The 18,867-nt window shown below is 69.1% G+C and carries 17 protein-coding genes, 1 tRNA gene and 2 pseudogenes; 9 read left to right on the top strand and 11 right to left on the bottom strand.

Annotated features, from left to right (window positions below):
• Positions 1-279: 279 nt before the first annotated feature.
• The 5 genes from JXZ78_RS11170 to JXZ78_RS11150 all read right to left on the bottom strand — a co-directional run bounded on the left by JXZ78_RS11170 (position 280) and on the right by JXZ78_RS11150 (position 4,456).
• A complete protein-coding gene (locus tag JXZ78_RS11170) occupies positions 280-1,110 on the bottom strand; it encodes a helix-turn-helix domain-containing protein (RefSeq protein ID WP_078624667.1) in 831 nt (276 codons plus the stop codon).
• Positions 1,107-1,625 carry a DUF6879 family protein gene (locus JXZ78_RS11165; protein WP_030024457.1) on the bottom strand — a complete coding sequence of 173 codons (519 nt, stop codon included), beginning with the start codon at positions 1,623-1,625 and terminating at the stop codon, positions 1,107-1,109. The genes JXZ78_RS11170 and JXZ78_RS11165 overlap by 4 nt, the downstream gene beginning before the upstream one ends.
• Complete coding sequence (locus JXZ78_RS11160) at positions 1,615-1,812, bottom strand: hypothetical protein (RefSeq protein WP_030024458.1); 198 nt, start codon at positions 1,810-1,812, stop codon at positions 1,615-1,617. The genes JXZ78_RS11165 and JXZ78_RS11160 overlap by 11 nt, the downstream gene beginning before the upstream one ends.
• A 308-nt stretch (positions 1,813-2,120) precedes the next feature.
• On the bottom strand, positions 2,121-3,770 hold the full coding sequence (locus tag JXZ78_RS11155; protein WP_030024459.1) for a long-chain fatty acid--CoA ligase: 1,650 nt from the start codon (positions 3,768-3,770) through the stop codon (positions 2,121-2,123).
• 233 nt (positions 3,771-4,003) lie between these two features.
• Entirely contained in the window at positions 4,004-4,456 is a 453-nt protein-coding gene (locus JXZ78_RS11150; protein WP_030024460.1) for an ATP-binding protein, read from the bottom strand.
• 242 nt (positions 4,457-4,698) lie between these two features.
• Here JXZ78_RS11150 and JXZ78_RS11145 point away from each other — a divergent pair, with 242 nt between their 5' ends.
• The 3 genes from JXZ78_RS11145 (at position 4,699) to JXZ78_RS11135 (ending at position 6,927) form a co-directional block, all read left to right on the top strand.
• Entirely contained in the window at positions 4,699-5,553 is an 855-nt protein-coding gene (locus JXZ78_RS11145; protein ID WP_030024461.1) for a helix-turn-helix domain-containing protein, read from the top strand.
• 11 nt (positions 5,554-5,564) lie between these two features.
• Positions 5,565-5,756, top strand: coding sequence for a DUF397 domain-containing protein (locus JXZ78_RS11140; RefSeq protein ID WP_030024462.1), 192 nt, complete (start codon positions 5,565-5,567; stop codon positions 5,754-5,756).
• A 331-nt stretch (positions 5,757-6,087) separates the two neighbouring features.
• Entirely contained in the window at positions 6,088-6,927 is an 840-nt protein-coding gene (locus JXZ78_RS11135) for an MOSC domain-containing protein (RefSeq protein WP_238782821.1), read from the top strand.
• Positions 6,928-6,973: 46 nt separating this feature from the next.
• On the opposite strand, the gene JXZ78_RS11130 is transcribed toward JXZ78_RS11135, so the two are convergent.
• From JXZ78_RS11130 to JXZ78_RS11110, 4 genes and pseudogenes are all read right to left on the bottom strand, one after another.
• Entirely contained in the window at positions 6,974-7,507 is a 534-nt protein-coding gene (locus JXZ78_RS11130) for a SigE family RNA polymerase sigma factor (protein WP_030024464.1), read from the bottom strand.
• A gap of 195 nt (positions 7,508-7,702) precedes the next feature.
• Positions 7,703-8,563, bottom strand: coding sequence for a DUF1906 domain-containing protein (locus JXZ78_RS11125; RefSeq protein ID WP_030024465.1), 861 nt, complete (start codon positions 8,561-8,563; stop codon positions 7,703-7,705).
• Between the two features lie 120 nt (positions 8,564-8,683).
• Complete coding sequence (locus JXZ78_RS11120) at positions 8,684-9,850, bottom strand: lipid-transfer protein (protein ID WP_030024466.1); 1,167 nt, start codon at positions 9,848-9,850, stop codon at positions 8,684-8,686.
• Positions 9,851-10,254: 404 nt separating this feature from the next.
• Positions 10,255-11,184: pseudogene (locus tag JXZ78_RS11110) on the bottom strand (bifunctional MaoC family dehydratase N-terminal/OB-fold nucleic acid binding domain-containing protein); the annotation flags it as partial.
• A gap of 296 nt (positions 11,185-11,480) precedes the next feature.
• Here JXZ78_RS11110 and JXZ78_RS11105 point away from each other — a divergent pair.
• The 4 genes from JXZ78_RS11105 to JXZ78_RS11090 all read left to right on the top strand — a co-directional run bounded on the left by JXZ78_RS11105 (position 11,481) and on the right by JXZ78_RS11090 (position 14,590).
• Positions 11,481-12,497, top strand: a complete 1,017-nt coding sequence (locus JXZ78_RS11105) for a bifunctional DNA primase/polymerase (protein WP_238782820.1) — start codon at positions 11,481-11,483, stop codon at positions 12,495-12,497.
• A gap of 175 nt (positions 12,498-12,672) precedes the next feature.
• The gene (locus JXZ78_RS41035) at positions 12,673-13,545 is read left to right on the top strand and encodes a dual OB domain-containing protein (RefSeq protein WP_372498411.1); all 873 of its coding nucleotides are present in this window, start codon (positions 12,673-12,675) and stop codon (positions 13,543-13,545) included.
• Positions 13,542-14,156 carry a DUF488 domain-containing protein gene (locus JXZ78_RS11095; protein ID WP_078624545.1) on the top strand — a complete coding sequence of 205 codons (615 nt, stop codon included), beginning with the start codon at positions 13,542-13,544 and terminating at the stop codon, positions 14,154-14,156. The genes JXZ78_RS41035 and JXZ78_RS11095 overlap by 4 nt, the downstream gene beginning before the upstream one ends.
• Positions 14,153-14,590 (top strand): DUF488 domain-containing protein, encoded by a 438-nt coding sequence (locus JXZ78_RS11090; RefSeq protein WP_030022844.1) that lies wholly within the window; start codon positions 14,153-14,155, stop codon positions 14,588-14,590. The genes JXZ78_RS11095 and JXZ78_RS11090 overlap by 4 nt, the downstream gene beginning before the upstream one ends.
• A gap of 117 nt (positions 14,591-14,707) precedes the next feature.
• On the opposite strand, the gene JXZ78_RS11085 is transcribed toward JXZ78_RS11090, so the two are convergent.
• Positions 14,708-14,795 (bottom strand) — tRNA-Ser (locus JXZ78_RS11085).
• A gap of 43 nt (positions 14,796-14,838) precedes the next feature.
• Positions 14,839-16,527: a S1C family serine protease gene (locus JXZ78_RS11080; protein WP_030022846.1), complete on the bottom strand. Its 1,689-nt coding sequence runs from the start codon at positions 16,525-16,527 to the stop codon at positions 14,839-14,841.
• A gap of 297 nt (positions 16,528-16,824) precedes the next feature.
• Between JXZ78_RS11080 and JXZ78_RS11075 the strand changes: the two genes are divergently transcribed.
• Positions 16,825-17,667 carry a glycerophosphodiester phosphodiesterase gene (locus JXZ78_RS11075; RefSeq protein ID WP_030022847.1) on the top strand — a complete coding sequence of 281 codons (843 nt, stop codon included), beginning with the start codon at positions 16,825-16,827 and terminating at the stop codon, positions 17,665-17,667.
• Between the two features lie 53 nt (positions 17,668-17,720).
• Positions 17,721-18,311: pseudogene (locus tag JXZ78_RS11070) on the top strand (ATP-binding protein); the annotation flags it as partial.
• Between the last annotated feature and the right edge of the window lie 556 nt (positions 18,312-18,867).

Raw genomic sequence — 18,867 nt, 5'->3', positions numbered from 1 at the left:
GTTGATGGGCTGTTGCCCGACACCGCCGCGCGGTTGCGCGGGATACGGGAGCTCATAACTTGCCGGTTGCGGCAAGGGTGATGGTCAGGCCGCACAAGCCGGCCACGATCAGCACGGGCGGCGCAGACACCACACCCCTTGGCGGGTTTGGGAGCGTCGAGAGGGAGCGACAGGTGAACGGGCAGTGCCAGCGTCGTCTTTGTGTCGCTCATTGGTGACTGCCTCCCCGGTTGAATCTCTACCGTGGGAAGCAATGGTGCTCAGTCGAGCGGATTCCGACTAGCCCATTTCCTGTTCGCGCAAGAAGTCGTCCCGGATGTGCGTCAGCATGGCGCGCATGTCTTGGCCGGACAACGCCAGGGAGGCGAATCCCTCGAACTTGTGCACATACAGCGCAACGTCTCTCGGGTCGGTCACGACAATCTCCGCGTGAATCGTCTCGACGGTGACCGTCCTGTCATCCCGGACGACAAAGGCATGATTGGCTATGTCCTGCTGCCGCGCTGACAACGGCACGATGCGAATGTCCATGTTGGGAAGTCTCGAAAGAGAGACCAGTCTGTCAATCTGTTCCGCCATCCTGCCGGCGGACACGATGCGCCACCGCAGTACAGGCTCAGTGATGATGAACTGGAGTTCCTTGGCCGAGTCAAAGAGAGCCTGTTGGCGGTCGATCCGGGCGCTGATGGTTTTGCTCAGCACGTCCTCACCCAGGTCGTGTCGAGAGAGAATCGCCCGGATGTATTCGGGGGTCTGTAGAAGGCCAGGGATCAAAGCTGGCTGGAAGAGTCGCAGCAACGTCATCTGAGCCTCTAGCGCTCTCGTCTGCTGCTGCGCCTTGTGTACCCCCATGCGTCGGACAAGACGCCACGCTGTGGCCTCTGTCGCTGCCGCCCTGACTGCCTCCAGATACTCTGCTTTTACCTCGTCGGAAATACCGAGGGCCGTAAGGATGCGCTCAACGTCTACGACGGACGGAGCGAACTTACCGGTCTCGATCTTGCTCAGTTTGCTTGCCGACATGACGGCGCTGCGGGCGACGGCTTTTGCTTCCCTCCCGGATGCCTGCCGAAGCTCCCGCAGTGCGGCCCCTAGCTGCCCTCTGTTCACTCGCCGTATTTCGCCCACCATTCGGAGAACGGCTCGGCGTGGGCCATAGCCGTATCTCGATACGCGCGGAACTCTTCTGCCCGTGCCGGGGGCAGGACGTCAGCCCCGAGGAACCCGCCATCCTCCGAATAGTTCAAGACCCCTGGCGTCAGGCCGTCCATCAGCCAGAAATCGGGAAGCCCTTCCAGGGGGTTCGGTCGGTCAGTGGTATCGAGGATGAAGAACTCTTCACCACCTGTCGCGTTCTTCTGGTAGCCCCAGCCCAGTTCGAACCGCAGATAGGAGGTGAGGGGGCGAGAGAGAATGTGAACGCGGTAGACGCGCTTGCCCTTGCTGGTGTGCGAACGGAGCTCTGACACCCATGCATCGTTGTAGTCGGCCGGCTGGTTTTCACCGGCAAGGAACGCTTGATAAGCGTCCACGTTTCCCGACCTACTGTAGTCATCCAGGGTCTCCAGCCGGAATGCCTCTCGCTCGAAGGTGTCGAACAGTTCACTGAGAGTCTTAGGCGCCACGAAGCCCCTTCCGGATCAGGTCAAGTACCAGTTCTTCCGGGATCTCCACCACGGTTTCGTGTGCGGGAATCTGAAGTCCGTGGTCTGTAGGAGTTTCCCCCTGCACCAGCAGGGTGCCCCTGTCAGTGGCGTAGATGCTCGGGCAATCCTTGATGTCACATGTACTGACAAGCTTGGTGACCTTCACAGGGTTCCTTCCTGGCCTGGCGTGTCGCGCTGTGGTCGATGCTCGCGAGCAACTGCCCGGAGGCGCAAGGGGTTCGTGTTTCCAGAACAGGAAACCGGAGGCGCCTTCAGGGGGTAATGCTTCCCTCCGCGAGTCTGAAAAGGCCGACGCGGCGCGGAAGGCCGCCAGGCTACGAGAGGGGCACGGTAGGCGCCGCTACAGGCTCCGTGGCCCTGCAACATCAAGAGCCCCCGGCAGGTGCCGAGGGCTCTTCACGGCTGCCGGGGGGGTGACTCGGGCGAGGCCAGGGCCCGGCGCAGGGGTGTGGGTCAGTCGACCCGAGTCACATCGAGCCGCCCCAACCTGTGTTCTTCGCGAATCTTCTTTTTGTCGAACTTGCCGACGCTGGTCTTCGGTACGGCCGCCACCGCCGTCCACCGCTCCGGCAGCTGCCAGCGCGCCACCCGCCCGCCGAGGAAGGTCCGCAACTCCTCGAACCCGGCACTGGCGCCCTCCCGCAGCACCACGGCGGCCAGCGGGCGTTCGCCCCACTTGTCGTCCGGTACGGCCACCACCGCGGCCTCCGCGACATCCGGGTGGGCCATCAGGTGGTTCTCCAGCTCGACGGACGAGATCCACTCACCGCCGGACTTGATCACGTCCTTGGCTCGGTCGGTCAGCGTCAGGTAGCCGTCCGGCGTGATCGTGCCGACGTCGCCGGTGCGCAGCCAGCCGTCGGGGCTGAACTTGTCCTCGGGGCGCAGATCGGGGCCGTCCGCGCCGCCGTAGTACGCGCCCGCGATCCACGGACCGCGCACCTCCAGCTCGCCGGCGGCCTCCCCGTCCCACGGCAGGTGTTCGCCGTCCGGGCCGACCAGCCGGGCCTCCACCGAGGCGGGGAAGCGGCCCTGCGTCGCGCGGTAGGCCCACTCCTCCTCGCCGCTCACACCGGCCGGCGGGTGCGCGACCGAGCCGAGCGGGGAGGTCTCGGTCATGCCCCAGGCGTGTACGACGCGCAGCCCGTGGCGCTCCTCGAAGGCGCGCATCAGTGCCGGCGGACACGCGGAGCCGCCGATGACGACGTTGCGCAGCGAGGTGACGTCGCGCTTCGTGGCGTCCAGCTCGCCGAGCAGGCCCTGCCAGATGGTGGGCACGGCGGCGGCGACGGTCGGCCGTACCGTCTCGATCATTTCGGCGATCGGCCCCGGCTGGAGGAAGCGGTCGGGCATCAGGAGGGAGGCGCCCGCCATGAAGGAGGCGTGCGGCAGGCCCCAGGCGTTCACGTGGAACATGGGCACGACGGGCATGGCGATGTCCTTGCCACCCAGTGCGAACGCCTCGGCGTTGTTGACCTGCATGGAGTGCAGGTAGAGGGAACGATGGCTGTAGGCCACGCCCTTCGGGTCGCCGGTCGTGCCGGAGGTGTAGCAGAGCGCGGCGGCCTGCCGTTCGTCGAGCTCCGGCCAGGCGTAGTGCTCCGGACGGCCGGCGATCAGCTCCTCGTACTCGTGGACACGCGGCCGGACGCCCTCCAGCAGGGAACGGTCGCCCGCCCCCGCCACGACGACGTGCTCGACCCCCGGCAGGTGCGGGAGCAGCGGCGCCAGCAGCGGCAGCAGGGAGCCGTTGACGAGGACGACGCGGTCGGCCGCGTGGTGGACGATCCAGATCAGCTGCTCGACGGGGAGGCGCAGGTTGAGCGTGTGGAGCACGGCGCCCATGGAGGGGATGGCGAGGTACGCCTCCAGGTGCTCGGCGTTGTTCCACATCAACGTTCCTGTTGCACTCCCCTCGGTCACTCCGAGTTCGCGCAAGGCATGTGCAAGCTGAGCGGCACGGGCGCCGATCTCCGCGTAGCTCCGGCGATGTGGTTCGCCTTCACCGGTCCAGGTGATCACCTGGGATCGTCCGTGGATCGTTGAACCGTGCGTCAAGATCCTCGAAACGAGCAGGGGTACGTCTTGCATCGTGCTCTGCACCGGGAGCCTCCCCATAGGGTGCGCCTGTTACGCGCGGGTAAGTTCCTGGCGATTGTGCTGGTGTTCCTCGCGGTATGTCACTACCCGGCCCGTGCGGATTCGGCCGTTCTCCGGGGCCCGACGGCCCCGCCGCACCGTCGGTGAGCGGTACGGAGGGGACGCCGGGTGTTCTTGAGGTACGGCTCGATCAGGCCATCTTCGCCATGTCGGCGCGGCCGCTGACGGCTTCGGCCTTACGGCACCACGCTTCCGCCCCGGTCGAGCGCGAACCACACCCCCTTGCGCCGCCGAGTGTCGATGTTGGGCCGGTAGACGCCCCACCGCGACGCGAGGGCTTCGACCAGGTGCAGGCCACGCCCCGACCCGTCGTCGAGCAGCGCGGGCAGGCTGAGCAGGCGGCTTCGAGGGGCGTCGTCCCACACGGCTACGCGTACGGAGGTGGGGTGCACGGTCACGTCGAGGCGTACGACGGCCGTGTCGGTGTGCAGGTGTACGTTCGTGACCAGCTCGCTGACCAGGACGCGGATGTCGTCCACGAGTTCGGTGTTGCCGGTCAGGGTCATCAGGTCGGTCACGACGGCCCGGGCGATCCCCGGCGCGGTGGCACGGTTGAGCAGGTCGAACCGGAACGAGTCGCGTGCGACGGGGGGTGTGGTGGGGGCTGGTTTCGGGGGTGCGAGAGTCATGGCTACGTCTCCCAACGCGAGGGTGCGCGCTGCCCGCTGCCGTGGCCTGGCCACTCCCCAGGTGCACGCCCAAGGGGCGTGCGAGTGACTGCACTTCGGCTGAGCCGACGCGTGGCGCGGTACTGGGAAGGACGGTAGTGGCAACCATGCTCCGTAGCAAGGATGCCCGCCCATACTGGTGACGACTGGTGGACCCGTGACACCGTTGCACGGCAAACTCAAGGAAAAGTGGGGACGGTGACATGCCAGCGAGGGACAACCCGACCGCACGGCAGGCGCGTTTGGGTGCCGAGCTGCGGAAGATGCGCGAGGCCGCAGGCAAGACCGCACGCGAAGCAGCCGGCCTGCTGTCGACCGACCAGGCCAAGATCAGCCACATCGAGGCCGGACGCATCGGCGTCTCGGTCGAGCGCCTCACCCGACTCGCCACCTTCTACTCCTGCGACGACGCCGCGCTCATCGACGCCCTTTGCGCGATCGCGACGGAACACCGAGGGCAGTTCTGGTGGGACGAGTACCGCGGCCGGCTCGCGCCGGGTTTCCTCGACATCGCCGAGCTGGAACACCACGCGACACGCATGCGGTCCATGCAGTCGGTGAACATCCCGGGGATATTCCAGACAGAGGAATACGCGCGCGCCATCCACCGCGGACACATTCCGGCCCTGCCGCCCGACGAGGTGGACACACGTGTCGAGTACCGCATGCGCCGACGCAGCGTCCTCGAACGCGCCGACCCGCCCCGCTTCACCGCCGTCATCCACGAGGCGGCGCTGCGTATGCGGTTCGGCGGACGCAAAGTGGCACGTGCCCAACTCGAATACCTGGTAACCGTGTCCGAGTGGCCGAACGTGGAGATCCGCGTGCTGCCCTTCACGTGCGAAGACTTCATCGAGGCCACGCAGCCCGTACTGTACGCGAGCGGCGTCGTGCCACAGCTGGACTCGGTTCAGATCGACAGCGCCTTCGGAGGACGCTTCCTGGACGCCGAGGTCGAGTTGAAACGGTACCGAGCCTTGCTCGACACCGCCGAGAGAGCATCACTCGGAACCGAGGAATCCCGCAATCTCATCCATCACATCGCACGAGAACTGTGAGACATCCAAGCATGGGACAGCAGTGGCAGAAGTCGTCGTTCTCCGGAGCGGGGGGCGAGAATTGTGTCGAGATAGCCGCGAGGGGGGAAGCGGTCTTCATTCGCGAGAGTGACGACCCGAACGTCATAACGGTCGCCGACCGGCGCAAGTTTGCGGCACTTATCGCAGGCGTCAAAGCCGGGGACTTCGATCGCCAGACGTAAACAAGGCGCGTGACCAGCGGTTAGGCCCCTCGCACCGGACGGTGGAGGGGCTTCGTTCTGCGCCGGGTGGCAACGATGCTCCGTAACACCCTTGCCGCGACCGCTGCGTAACGCTACGGTCGCAGTGCGTCGCCGCCCCAGGACCGAAACCGCAAGGGCATGGTTCGGCGTACGCCCCTCCCCGTCGGCTGATTTCTCCTAAGAAGGCGCGACGGGGAGGGACCCAGACCCACGCGCACCTCGGACCGCTCCACCCCCTACCACGCGCTACGCGCACCCCGCACCGGAAAATCAGGAGTCTCGCGTCGTACGGTCGTGGCAGCCTGGGGGTATGGGGACGATGGTGGGAACGGTGACCACGCTGTGGCGTTATCCGGTGAAATCGCTGCTGGGTGAGGAGGTTCCGGACGTTTCGGCGGACGCCCGCGGGCTGGCGGGGGACCGCGCGCTCGCGTTGGTGCACCAGGCGTCCGGCCAGGTCGCCAGCGCGAAGAACCCACGGTTGTGGCGCGACTTGCTGAAGTTGCGGGCCGAGATCATCGATGGTGCCGTACGGATCACGCTGCCGTCCGGCCGGACCGTACGGTCCACCGACGCGCACGTGGACCGGACACTCTCCGCCCACCTCGGGCAGCCCGTCACCCTCGCCGACGCCCCGCCCGAGAAGGCCACCCTGGAACGCTCCCGCCCCGAAGAAGTGCTGGCCGCCGGCGTGGCGGCCGAGGTGGCCCACGAGACCCTGGAGATCGCCTCACAGGCCCCGCCCGGCACCTTCTTCGACTTCGCGCCGCTGCACCTGATCACCCGCGCCACGCTCGACCGGATCACCGAGCTCGGCCCCCGGGCCACCACCGTCGAGGCCGAGCGCTACCGCCCGAACGTCGTCATCCGTACCGAGGCCGCCGGCTTCGTCGAGAACGACTGGCCCGGCCGCGAACTGCGCATCGGCGACGAACTCACCCTCCGGGTCGTGGCCCGGACACCGCGCTGCGCCGTACCGACGCTGGAGCACGGCAGGCTGCCGCGCGACCCGGACGCCCTGCGGGTGCCCGCACGCCACAACCGGGTGGTGCCGATGGAGGGCATGGGCCCGCAGCCGTGCGCGGGCGTGTACGCGCAGGTCGTACGGCCGGGGCGGATCCGGCAGGGGGACGCGGTACGGCTGGTCTGAGCGCGTTGCGTACGCCGTAGACGTACAGGGTTCGCGAACGGGTGCCCTACGCCGCCACCGACAGCTCCGGGTCCTCGCGCAGCTTGGCCAGGGCCCGGGAGACCGCGCTCTTGACCGTACCGACGGAGACCCCGAGCACCTCCGCCGTCTGCGCCTCGCTCAGGTCCTCGTAATAGCGCAGCACGACCATGGCCCGCTGCCGCGCCGGCAGCCGCAGCACCGCCCGCCACATCGCGTCCCGCAGCACCTGGGCCTCGGCCGGGTCGGGCGCCGGCACCGGGTCGGGCTCGGGTATCTCCTCGCAGGCGAACTCGTCGATCTTGCGTTTGCGCCACTGCGAGGTGCGGGTGTTCAGCAGGGCGCGGCGCACGTAGCCGTCGAGTGCCCGGTGGTCCTCGATCCGCTCCCACGCCACGAACGTCTTGGTCAGCGCGGTCTGCAGCAGGTCCTCGGCGTCGCTCGGGTTGGCGGTGAGCGAGCGGGCGGTCCGCAACAGCACCGGCCCGCGGGCCCGTACGTACGACGAGAACGACGGGAACACAGCGGCGCGGGAGGCGCTGGTGCACACTGGCGTGGTCATGCTCCAACGCTAGAAGCGCGGAATGCCGTACGGGATCGCCCACAGGTGCCGATGCCCCCTCCCTCTCAAGTTGTACAGGTGGGGTTGGCCCTACCTCCTAAAGGCGGACAGCCACTCGTCCCTCGTCAGGGTCACCGCCCCACTTTCGTCAGGGCTCCGGTGCCCGCGCCCCGGAGCCCCACCCGGGCCGCCGCCCTACTGGATCACTGCGACCGGCGCGTCCACCTGGTTGCGGTCGATGGTCATCCGGTGGCCGCCGTGCGTCTCGGCGACATTGCCCGCGTACTGGTGGATCCGCCGGTGCGGACGCCACGCCGAGGCAGACATCTCGGGCTCGCCGTACAGATTCGGCTTGGAGTGCCACCGCGCGAACCACATCACCGCCGGCAGGTCCCGCGTACCGGCCCGCCGTGCCCGCTCGATGTGCCGTACGCCGGAATCGGCGCTGCTGTAGAAACCGGGGACATAGCCCTGGCGGACCGTCTCCCGGTTCCAGGCGCGGATGTACTCCAGCGTCTTACGGGTGCAGGCCGCGTCGCGCAGGTTGTACGCCTCCATGTCCAGGTACAGCGCGCTGTCCGGGGCGATGCCCAGCTCCTTGGCCCGGCGTACCGCGTCCTGCGCCTCCCCGGTGCCCACCTGCACCGGATCGCTGCCGATGGTCACCTTGCGCTTGTGCTTGTTGACCACGCAGGGCGCCTGGGAGCCGACGTACAGCGGCAGCAGGCGCCAGCCGGCGCGGTGGGCGGCGCGTACCCAGTCACGGGTGAGGTTCGGCTGGCTGGGGCAGGCCCGGCCGCGTCCGCCGAAGTAGACCCCGACCCCGCGATACTTGGACGCCTTCCAGGCCCGCAACGTGCTCTGTGAGGGCGTTTTGCAGGTGTCGAACGCCCAGCCCTGGAACACGTTCGGGCCGCGTGGACCGGTCCGGTCGGGCTCCGCGCCGGCGGCCGGGGCGAGGAGCGTGGCCAGCAGGCCGAGCAGGCTGGTCAGGGCGGTGAGGAGGAGGGTGGGGCGCAGCGCACGCCGTCGGATGATCTTGTTTGTCGATCTCATATCCGGAGTCAAAGTGCGGGCACGGTGCGCCGCGCGCCGGACACGCCATCGGCCGCACGCATTCAGCCTTCCGAGTGCCTTTTCGGGGCGGCGTTCGATTGGCGCGGCCGACGGCTCCCGTCAGCCGTCCGCCCCGAGCACCAGCCCGGAGGTCGGTACACCCGTACCGGCGGTGACCAGCACACCGGCAGCGCCGGGCACCTGGTTGACGGAGGTGCCGCGGAGCTGCCGTACCGCCTCCGCGATCCCGTTCATGCCGTGCAGATACGCCTCGCCCAGCTGCCCGCCGTGCGTGTTGAGCGGCAGCCTGTCCGCGGCGACGAAGTCCGCCGCCTCACCGGGCGCGCAGAAACCGAACTCCTCCAGCTGCATCAGCACGAACGGGGTGAAGTGGTCGTAGAGGATGCCGACGTCGATGTCCGCCGGGCGCAGTCCGCTCGTCCGCCAGAGCTGCCGCGCCACGACGGCCGACTCCGGCAGGCCGGTCAGCCCGTCCCGGTAGTAGCTGGTCATCTGCTCCTGGGCGCGGCCGGCGCCCTGTGCCGCCGCACGGATCACGGCGGGCGGCCGCCGCAGGTCGCGGGCGCGTTCGAGCGAGGTGACGACGAGGGCCTGGCCGCCGTCGGTCTCCTGACAGCAGTCGAGCAGCCGCAGCGGCTCGACGATCCAGCGGGACGCGGCGTGGTCGGCGAGGGTGATCGGTCTGCCGTGGAAGTACGCGGCGGGGTTGCGCGCCGCGTGCCGCCGGCCGACGACCGCGACCTGCCCGAACGCCTCCGGGGTGAGCCCGTACGCGTACAGGTACCGCTGTGCCGCCATGGCGACCCAGGAGGCGGGCGTCAGCAGCCCGGCAGGCAGGTTCCAGCCGAGCGCCGCGCCCTCCGCGGACGGCTCGCGCCGCTGCACACCGGCACCGAACCGGCGGCCCGAGCGCTCGTTGAACGCCCGGTAGCAGACGACGACTTCGGCGATCCCGGCCGCGACGGCGAGAGCCGCCTGCTGGACCGTGGCGCAGGCCGCGCCGCCGCCGTAGTGGACGCGGGAGAAGAAGGACAGTTCGCCGATACCGGCCGCCTGGGCGACGGTGATCTCGGGGCTGGTGTCCATCGTGAAGGTGACCATGCCGTCGACGTCGCCGGGGCCGAGCCCGGCGTCGTCCAGAGCGGCCCGTACGGCTTCGACGGCCAGCTTCAGCTCGCTGCGGCCGGAGTCCTTGGAGAACTCGGTGGCCCCGATGCCGGCGATGGCGGCCCGGCCGCCGAGGGTGTCCGCGCGGTGGAGGGTCATGGGGTGGGCTCCGGGGTGGTGCCTGTGACGGTGACGGTCACCGTGCCGGTGACGTGGTGGCCGAGGCTGTTGGCGCCCACCACCCGTACGTCCGTCGTGTCACCGTCCCGGGCGAGGACCGTTCCGCGCAACTCCATCGCATCGCCCGGGTAGTTGGGCGCGCCGAGCCGGATCGCCACCTTGCGGAGTACGGCGCGGGGGCCGAAGAAGTCGGTGATGTAGCGGCCCACGAGGCCGTTCGTGGTCAGGATGTTCATGAAGATGTCGGGGGAGCCTTTGGCCCTGGCCGCCTCGGCGTCGTGATGCACGTCCTGGTAGTCGCGGGAGGCGACCGCGCCCGCGACGATCAGGGTGCGGGTGACGGGGACGGTCAGCGGGGGCAGTTCGTCGCCGGGCCCCACCGGTCCCGGCAGCCCGCTGAAGACGGGCAGTACGAGGTCCTCGTCCACCGTCCGGAAGTCCAGCCGCACAGGCATCCCGATCCGCACCTCCTCCGGCCGCAGACCGGCCAGCCCGGCCACCACCCGTACGCCTTCCTCCAGTTCGACCAGGCCCACCACGTACGGCGGATCGAAGGCCGGGAAGGGCGGATGATGCATCACGACGTAGGAGAAAACCGTGCCGGAACCGGCGGCCGCCACGGTGTCCCAACCCTCCCCGCCACAGCTGTTGCAGCCTGGCAGCCAGGGGAAACGCAGCGTCGCACAGTCCGTACAGCGCTGAATGAGCAGCTCGTGGCGGGCGACTCCGTCCCAGAAACCGGCGTTGTCGCGGTTGATCACGGGGCGGGGGTGGGGGCCGCGGGGCCGGTCGCCGCTCCCGCGGCCGCCCTGGGAGCGGGGCTCCCGTCGCGCGGCAGGCGCGTACTTGAGAATACGGAAACGGTGCGTCCCGGCCGGTTCGCCGTCCGCCCACACGTCCGTCCGCGTCGTGACGAAGTACCCCGCCCCCAGCTTCGTCGTCTTGCGCGGGGACACCGACTCGATGACGGAGTCGAAGGTGATGCGGTCGCCGGGGCGGAGCGGACGCAGGTACTCCTGCTCGCAGTCGGTCGCGACGACGGAGGTGCAGCCGGCCTCGTCCAGCAGGGCGAAGAGCGCCTCGTGTGCCGTCGAGCGGCCCGGGTGCCCGGAGAGGCCGCCCATCGTCCATGCCTGCAGCATGGTGGGCGGGGCGACGGCGTCGGGGCCCTGGTACGCGGGACCGGTGTCGCCCATGGCCTCGCACCAGTGGCGGATCATCGGCTCGTTGACGGGGTCCTTGCCCACGCCGACCGCCACGGCGGCCTGTCCTTCGAAGGCCTTCAGCCGGACGTAGAGATCGTCGTCGGCTATTCCACCGGCGCCTCTGGGCCCACGGTCACCGTCAACACCGTTCTGCCTGTCGCTATGTGGTGCCTGGCGCGCGACCACATCCCATCCCTCCCACCCCCATCTACCCGCAGTCTCAACGTTTCCTGACTGTCCGTCAGGAACTTTTCAAAGTCAAGAGCGGAGTGGACCGGGCGGCGTTCGAGGCTCCGGGGCCATTCGCGACCTGCGGCGAAACGTTCCCGTACCGTTCCGGCCGTTCCTGGCCCGGGCCCCGCGCACCCCTTCCCCGAATCGAACGCACATACGAAAATGGACCCATGGCCTCTCCGCACCCCACAGATACCGCCACAGCCACCGCCGCAGCCACCGCCACCGGAAGCCACCCCTCCCGCCCCGACGACCAGCCCGCCCGGCCGCTCACCCGGCGGCCCGCCCGGCGGTCCACCCGGCCCGCTCGCCCCGGAGACGCCCACGCCACGGCCCTCACCCACGCCCTCGTCGCAGCCGGCCGCGGCTACTCCGTCCTCCCGCTCACCCGCGCCAAGCTCCCCGCCGTACGCCCCCCGCACCACGCCGACCCGTCCCCCACCCCCACCCCCTGCCGCGGCGAATGCGGCCGCCCCGGGCACGGCATCCACGACGCGACCTCGGACCCGCTCGCCGTCCGCCGCCTCTTCGCGGCCGCGCCCTGGGCCACCGCGTACGGCATCGCCTGCGGCGTCCCTCCGCACCACCTCATCGGCATCGACCTGGACACCAAGAACGGCGCGGACGGCCTCACCGCCCTGCACCTCCTCGCCGCCCAACACCGCTTCACCCTCCCGCCCACCGTCACGGTCCGCACCCCGAGCGGCGGCCGCCACCTCTACTTCTCCGGCCCGCCGGCCCCGCCCGTACCCAACTCCGCGGGCCGCCTGGCCCCGGGCATCGACATCCGCGGCACCGGCGGCTACCTGGTCGGCCCCGGCTCCCGCACCTCCCGCGGCGAGTACCACCTCACCCCCGGCACCCCACGCCTCCCCGCCCCGGCACCAGCCCCCCTCCTCTCCCTCCTCCCACCCCAGTCACCACCCCACCCGCACCCCCACGCCCTCCACCACCCCTCCGCCCTGCCCTCCCCACTCCCACACCCCAACCCGGCCCCCGCCCTCCTCCGCTTCGTCCGCACCTCCCCGGACGGCCAGCGCAACGCCCGCCTCTACTGGGCCGCCTGCCGCGCCCACGAATCCGGCCTCGGCCAGGAAATGACCACCGCCCTGACCACCGCGGCCCTCCACACCGGCCTCACCGAACGCGAGGCCCGCGCGACGATCGCTTCGGCGGCCCGGCACTGAGGGCAAGAACTGAGCCATTGTTACGTCAGCTCAGTGGCGGGCCACCTGGTCCAAGGCTTACGTGAACTGCTGAGGACCGTCAGTCGACCGATACGCGCGCCACCGCTTCACCTTTCGTCACAGACGTCCTGCTGACCTGCGGGGCGTGAAGCCCACCAAGATCTGAAAGCAGGCGATGCCCTGCCCCGCACCATGCCCGCTGTCGGGTCGCCAAGACCTTTCTCCGAGTACACCGGCTCTCCCCCCAGGGCTGGCCGATAGGGGTGGCTGGTTGAGTGACACCCGTCGCTTCGTATTAGTGCACTGCGTAACCTTCTCGGACGCAGCGAAGGCATCAGCGCCGGGGGGACGCATGACGCAATTCCAGAGGCTCGTGTGTTTAGCGAACTCTCGCAAGGGTGGGGGGCGATGTGTCGCGGGCGTGCTTGTCGATTCAGGGGAATGGGTGCGCCCCGTCAGCGCACGAATCAACCACGAGATATCCAGACAAGAACGGCAATACAAAGACGGGTCGGACCCGAGAGTCCTCGACATCATCGACGTCCCGCTCCTCCACCACCAGCCGAGCTGCTACCAGAGCGAGAATTGGCTTCTTGACCCCCGCTCTCACTGGCAGCGAGCCGGCCGGGCCGAGTGGAGCCAACTGTTGACGATGGAACAGCACCCTGACAGCTTATGGATCAATGGGCACAGCACGCCGGGCCGCCTCAACGACCGAATACCGATTGAAGAAACAGAAACTTTACCGGACTCCCTCAAGCTCATCCGGGTGAGCCGCATAACGTTGCGCGCGCCCACCCCGCGCGCAGGTTCCGACGACGCGAAGCGCCCCCTGGACGCAGTGTTCAGACACGCCGGCCGCCTTTACATCATGCGAGTGACCGACCCCGAGTACGAACAGCCTCACGTGAACAACCCTCGAAGGGTTCACGAATTAGGCGAATCTTTTGTCACGGTGAGCCTAGGCGAAGAGTTCAAAGGCTATGCTTATAAATTAGCAGCATCCATCACCGAGCGAGCCAGGATCGAAGCAGGCAGCAAAACATGACGACAAGCACCGTGTACACAGTCGGCCATTCCACACACAGCATGTCCCAGTTTTCAAGCCTGCTGCAAAAACATGGGATCACAGCAGTTGCCGATGTACGGTCGACGCCCGCCAGCAGATTCACCCCCCAGTTCAACCGGCACTCGGTGACGCCCGCCCTGCACGACGCCGGCATCAAATACGTCTTCCTCGGCAAGGAACTCGGAGCGCGCCCGGACAACGGCGCTTGCTACGTCGACGGCCAGGTGCAATTCAGCCGTCTCGCACAAACCACTGACTTCAATAGCGGCATCGACCGCCTGCTGAATGGTGCACAGAACGAGCGAATCGCTGTCATGTGCGCCGAACAAGAGCCTCTTGACTGTCATCGTTGCATACTCGTATCGCGAGTGCTCGAAGAACACGGAACCACAGTCGAACATATTCACAGCGACGGACACATCGAGAGTCACACCATGGCCATGCGGCGCTTGCTCGCCCTTTTCGGTCTGGATCAGGCCGAACTGTTCCGTACGTCGGCCGAGCGACTCCAGGAGGCGCTCGGCCGCCAGGAGAAGCGGATCGCATACGTCGACGAGGAACTTCACGACAATGGGGCGCCGAAAAAATGAAGCTTTACACTATCGGCTTCACAAAAAAATCCGCCGAAAGGTTTTTCGGGTTACTGCGCGAGGCCGGAGTGTCCACGCTGGTCGATGTGCGGCTGAACAACGTCTCACAATTGTCCGGCTTCGCCAAACGTGATGACCTGAAGTATTTCCTGAGTGAGCTTTGCGGTACGCAATACACCCATCGTAACGATCTGGCACCTACCCAGCACATGCTCGACGACTACAAGAAGCGAGGCGCCGGCTGGGCCGCCTACGAAGCACAGTTCCTGGACCTGATGCAGAGTCGCCGCATCGAGGACACCGTCACGCACGAACTGCTCGACAACGCGGTCTTGCTGTGCAGCGAGCACAGTGCGCAGCACTGCCATCGTCGACTGGTCGCGGAATACCTCGCACAGCAGTGGGGCGACGTCTCCATCGATCACCTGACATGAGTCCCGGCCACCGCGGTCCGGGGCACCGGGGACGACGGGTCCCGGCGCGCCGCTCCGGAAAGCGAGCGGCCCCCGACCGAACTCGCTGGTCGGGGGCCGTTCCGTGGTGCTGAGCTGCGGAGGCTGTGGGATTTGAACCCACGGTGAGGGGTTACCTCACGACAGTTTTCAAGACTGTTCCCTTAGGCCGCTCGGGCAAGCCTCCCCGCGCACCGCCGCGACGGTGGCGCGGGGATCAGACTAGCGCGTCACTTGTCGCCCGTGCGTTGGCCCAGGGTCACCTCGGCGGTGTGCTCCTTGCCGCCGCGCTTGTAGGTGAGGGTCACCTTGTCGCCCGGCTTGTGCTGGTAGATGGTGCTGATCAGGGTGGGGCCGCTGTCGATCACGGTGTTGTCGAGCTTGGTGATCGTGTCGCCGGGCTTCAGGCCGGCCTTGTCGGCGGGGCCGTTCGGGGTGATCGCGGCGGAGCCGTCGGCGCCGCCGTTCTGGGGGATGGTCGCGCCGTCGCCGGTGTCGCGCATCAGGACCTGCGCGCCGATCTGCGGGTAGACCGGCTGGCCCTTCCTGATCAGGTCCTCGGCGACTCGCTTGGCCTGGTCGATCGGGATGGCGAAGCCGAGGCCGATGCTGCCGGACTGCTGGCTCTCGCCGCCGAAACCGCCGCCGCCGTTGCCCGCGGACTGGATGGCCGAGTTGATGCCGATGACGCTGCCGGAGGCGTCCATCAGGGGGCCGCCGGAGTTGCCCGGGTTGATCGAGGCGTCCGTCTGCAGGGCGCTCATGTACGAGGGGGTGGCGCCGCCGCCGTCGCTGGAGGCCACCGGGCGGTTCTTGGCGCTGATGATGCCGGTGGTGACGGTGCCGGAGAGGCCGAAGGGCGCGCCGATGGCGATCGTCGCGTCGCCCACCTGGACGTTGGCGGACTTGCCGAGCGGGAGCGGGACGAGGTTGGCGTCGGAGGGGTTCTTGAGCTTGATGACGGCGACGTCGTAGCCCTGGGCCCGGCCGATGACCTCGGCGTCGTACTTCTTGCCGTTGGAGAACGTGGCGGTCAGTTTGCCGCCCTGGGCGGCACTGGCGACGACGTGGTTGTTGGTGAGGATGTGGCCCTGCTTGTCGTAGACGAAGCCGGTGCCGGTGCCGCCCTCGCCGGTCGCGCCCTGCGCCTCGATCGTCACCACGCTGGGCAGCGCCTTCTGCGCTATCCCGGAGACGGAGGTGGGCTTGCGGTTGAGCGCCTCGGGGTCGCCGGAGGCGGAGACCGTCGTGGAGTTCGTGTCGGCGCGGTTGGCGGCCCAGAAGCCGATGCCGCCGCCGATGCCGCCGGCCACCAGCGCGGCGACGAGTACGGCGGCGACCAGGCCGCCGTTGCGGCGCTTCTTCGGCGCGGGCGTGCCCGGGGCGCCCCACACGCCGTCCGGGCCGCCCGCGCCGCCGCCTCCGTAACCGGGCGGGGGGCCACCCCAGCCGCCCGCGGAGGCGCCGTGCGCCGCCGTCGCGTACGAAGGCGGCGTGGTCTGGTGGGTGGGGGAGCCGCCCGGGTGGGGGGCGCTGCCCGGGTGGTGCTGGGTGTCCGAGTAGGGGTGGGCGCCCGGGTGGGACTGGGTGCCCGGGTGGGGCTCGGTCTGGTTTGTCTGGCCTGCCGGGGGCGTCTGGCCGGCCGTCGGTGCGAATTCCGGCGGTGGCGGCGCGGAGGGCGGGGTGGCGGCAGGAGCGGGCGAAGGGGCGGGGGCGGAGGGCGCTCTGGGCGCGTCGTGCGCCCCCGATGCGCCCGGCGCGTCGTGCGCCGCTGGTGCGCCCGGCGCGCCTGCCGTGTCCCGTGCGCCCGCGCCGTCCGCAGAACGCGCACCGGACTCGGGTGCGCTGTCCGACGCCTGGGGCGCCGACGGCGGCTGGGCCTCCGGCGGGACGGCGGCGCCCTCGTTCTCGGTGCTCACGGCTCTCTCCTCAGCTTCACGACGGTGCCGGGCCACGGCCCGGCCTCTCCTTCAGGATGCGGTCCGGTGTCCAGGATGCGGTGCGGAACCCTGGCGTACGGGCGACGGGCAGGCTGTACCGGCTGTACCGGCGACTGTCACAGGTGCAAGCCTTTCCCACCGCGCGTCAGGGCGCTGTAAGCCGAGGCTGTGACTCCGTCTCCATCCTTTATGCCGGACAAAAGCGGCGCATCTATTGTTATGCGGATCAGGTAGTGCACAAGGCGATCCTCCCGCGGGCGATGGCACGATAACCCGGTGACCACCGCGCACCCGCTCCGGGACCGCACCCCGGGCTCCTCCCCCATTTCCGTCATCGCCCATCGTGGCGCGTCCGAAGACGCTCCGGAACACACCCTGGCCGCCTACCGCCGGGCGATCGAGGACGGCGCCGACGCACTGGAGTGCGATGTACGGCTCACCGCCGACGGCCATCTCGTCTGCGTGCACGACCGCCGGGTCAACCGCACCTCCAACGGGCGCGGCGCGGTCTCCGCACTGGAGCTGGCCGACCTGGCCGCGCTGGACTTCGGCTCCTGGAAGGAGGACGAGGACGCCACCTGGGAGGCCCCGGACCGCCAGCACGAGGACCCGGAACGCACCTCCGTCCTGACTCTGGAACGACTTCTCGAACTCGTGTCCGACGCCGGCCGCCGCGTCGAGCTGGCCGTCGAGACCAAACATCCCACCCGCTGGGCCGGTCAGGTGGAGGAGCGGCTCGTCGCCCTACTGGCGAGATTCGGCCACACCCGGGCATCGGCCGAGGGTCCGCCGCCCGTCCGCGTCATGAGTTTCTCGGCCCGGTCGCTGCACCGCGTACGGGCCGCGGCCCCCGACATCCCTGGTGTCTACCTGATGCAGTTCCTGACACCGCGCCACCGCGACGGGCGGCTGCCGCCCGGCGTGGGCATCGCGGGGCCGGGCGTCCGGATCCTGCGCGCACACCCCGACTACGTCTCCAAGGCGCACCGCGCGGGCCACCAGGTGCACGTCTGGACCGTCAACGACGAGGCGGATGTCGAGTTGTGCGAACGCCTGGGAGTGGACGCAATCATCACCAACCGCCCCAAACAGGTACGAACCCAACTAGGTCTCGGCTAGCAGCCGTCACGGGGAGTGCACCGGCGCATTCGACCCGTATTCGATCGTCACGAGTGCGTCACCGCATCAGGACTGGCCGGTTTCCGGTCCAGGCCATTGGGGCATCCATCCCGTGGCGTGGGGCGAAGGAGGTCTCGGGGGTGGCGTTGATGGTGGCACAAGAGGTGCCGACGGCGTCGGTCATGGCCGTACCCCATGGTCCGTCAGGGGTCGGGTCGGCCAGGCGGCGCATGCGGGCCGAGCTGCTGGCAAGCGGCGTTCAGGACACGGTCGTCGACGACGCGGTACTCATTCTTTCCGAACTGCTGAGCAATTCGTGTCGGCACGCACGTCCGATATGCGTGCTGGAGGCGCCGGGTTGCGTACGGGACCCGGCACACGACGCGGTGCCGGACGCGATACGCGCGGCGTGGCGTATCGACGGACACGGCCAGTTGACCATCGCGGTCACCGACGGAGGCGGCCCGACCCGGCCGCAGCCGGCCACACCGTCGGTCACCGCCAAGGGAGGCCGCGGACTGGCGATCATCCGGTCCCTCGCCAAGGAATGGGGCGTGGAGGAAGCGGGGGGCGAGGTGACGGTCTGGGCCCTGCTCGCCCTGCACGGCCTCCGCAGCACGTTCGCTACGCGCGTGGACCTGCCCGTGGAGCTGTCCGCCGACTTCTCCGGCGGGGGGCTCAACGGGCGGCCCAACGGCGTGGTGCAGGGGCGCGCTTCCGCAGCGGGGCGGGACACCGCAGTCGGCCAGGAGATCGCAGTCGGTCGGGAACCCTCAGTCGGTCGGGACACCGCAGCCGGGCGGGGCCCGGCGTCCGGGCGGGATACGGCCGTCAGGGCAGAACTGTCGCTGGTGGAGTGCGACTGCTGAACGGGGCTGTACGGCTGAACGGCTGAGGGGCAGGCGGCCCAGGACTGGGCCGGGGGGCGGGCCCGAGGCCCTGGGCCCGAGCGATGGCGAGGGCGAGTCCCGCAGCCCGCGTGGCGAGGGCGCGGGCGCGGGACGGTCAAGAATGGCCGCCCGTACGCACCGCGCCGTACCCCCGCCGTCCCGTACGCCGACACGGTGGTACGGAGGCGAGCGGTCGCGCGGGACCAATTCCGTTGGCCTGCACGGCCGTGGGCGGTGGACGGACGACGGACGTACGGCGGAGCGGCGGCTTACGGACGGCGGAACGGCGGCGTACGGACGGCGGGCGGGC

The sequence above is a fragment of the Streptomyces monomycini genome (genome assembly GCF_022271435.1).
Taxonomy (GTDB): domain Bacteria; phylum Actinomycetota; class Actinomycetes; order Streptomycetales; family Streptomycetaceae; genus Streptomyces; species Streptomyces monomycini.
The sequence above is the reverse complement of the archived record's forward strand: the minus strand, read 5'-3'. Positions and strand labels throughout refer to the sequence as shown.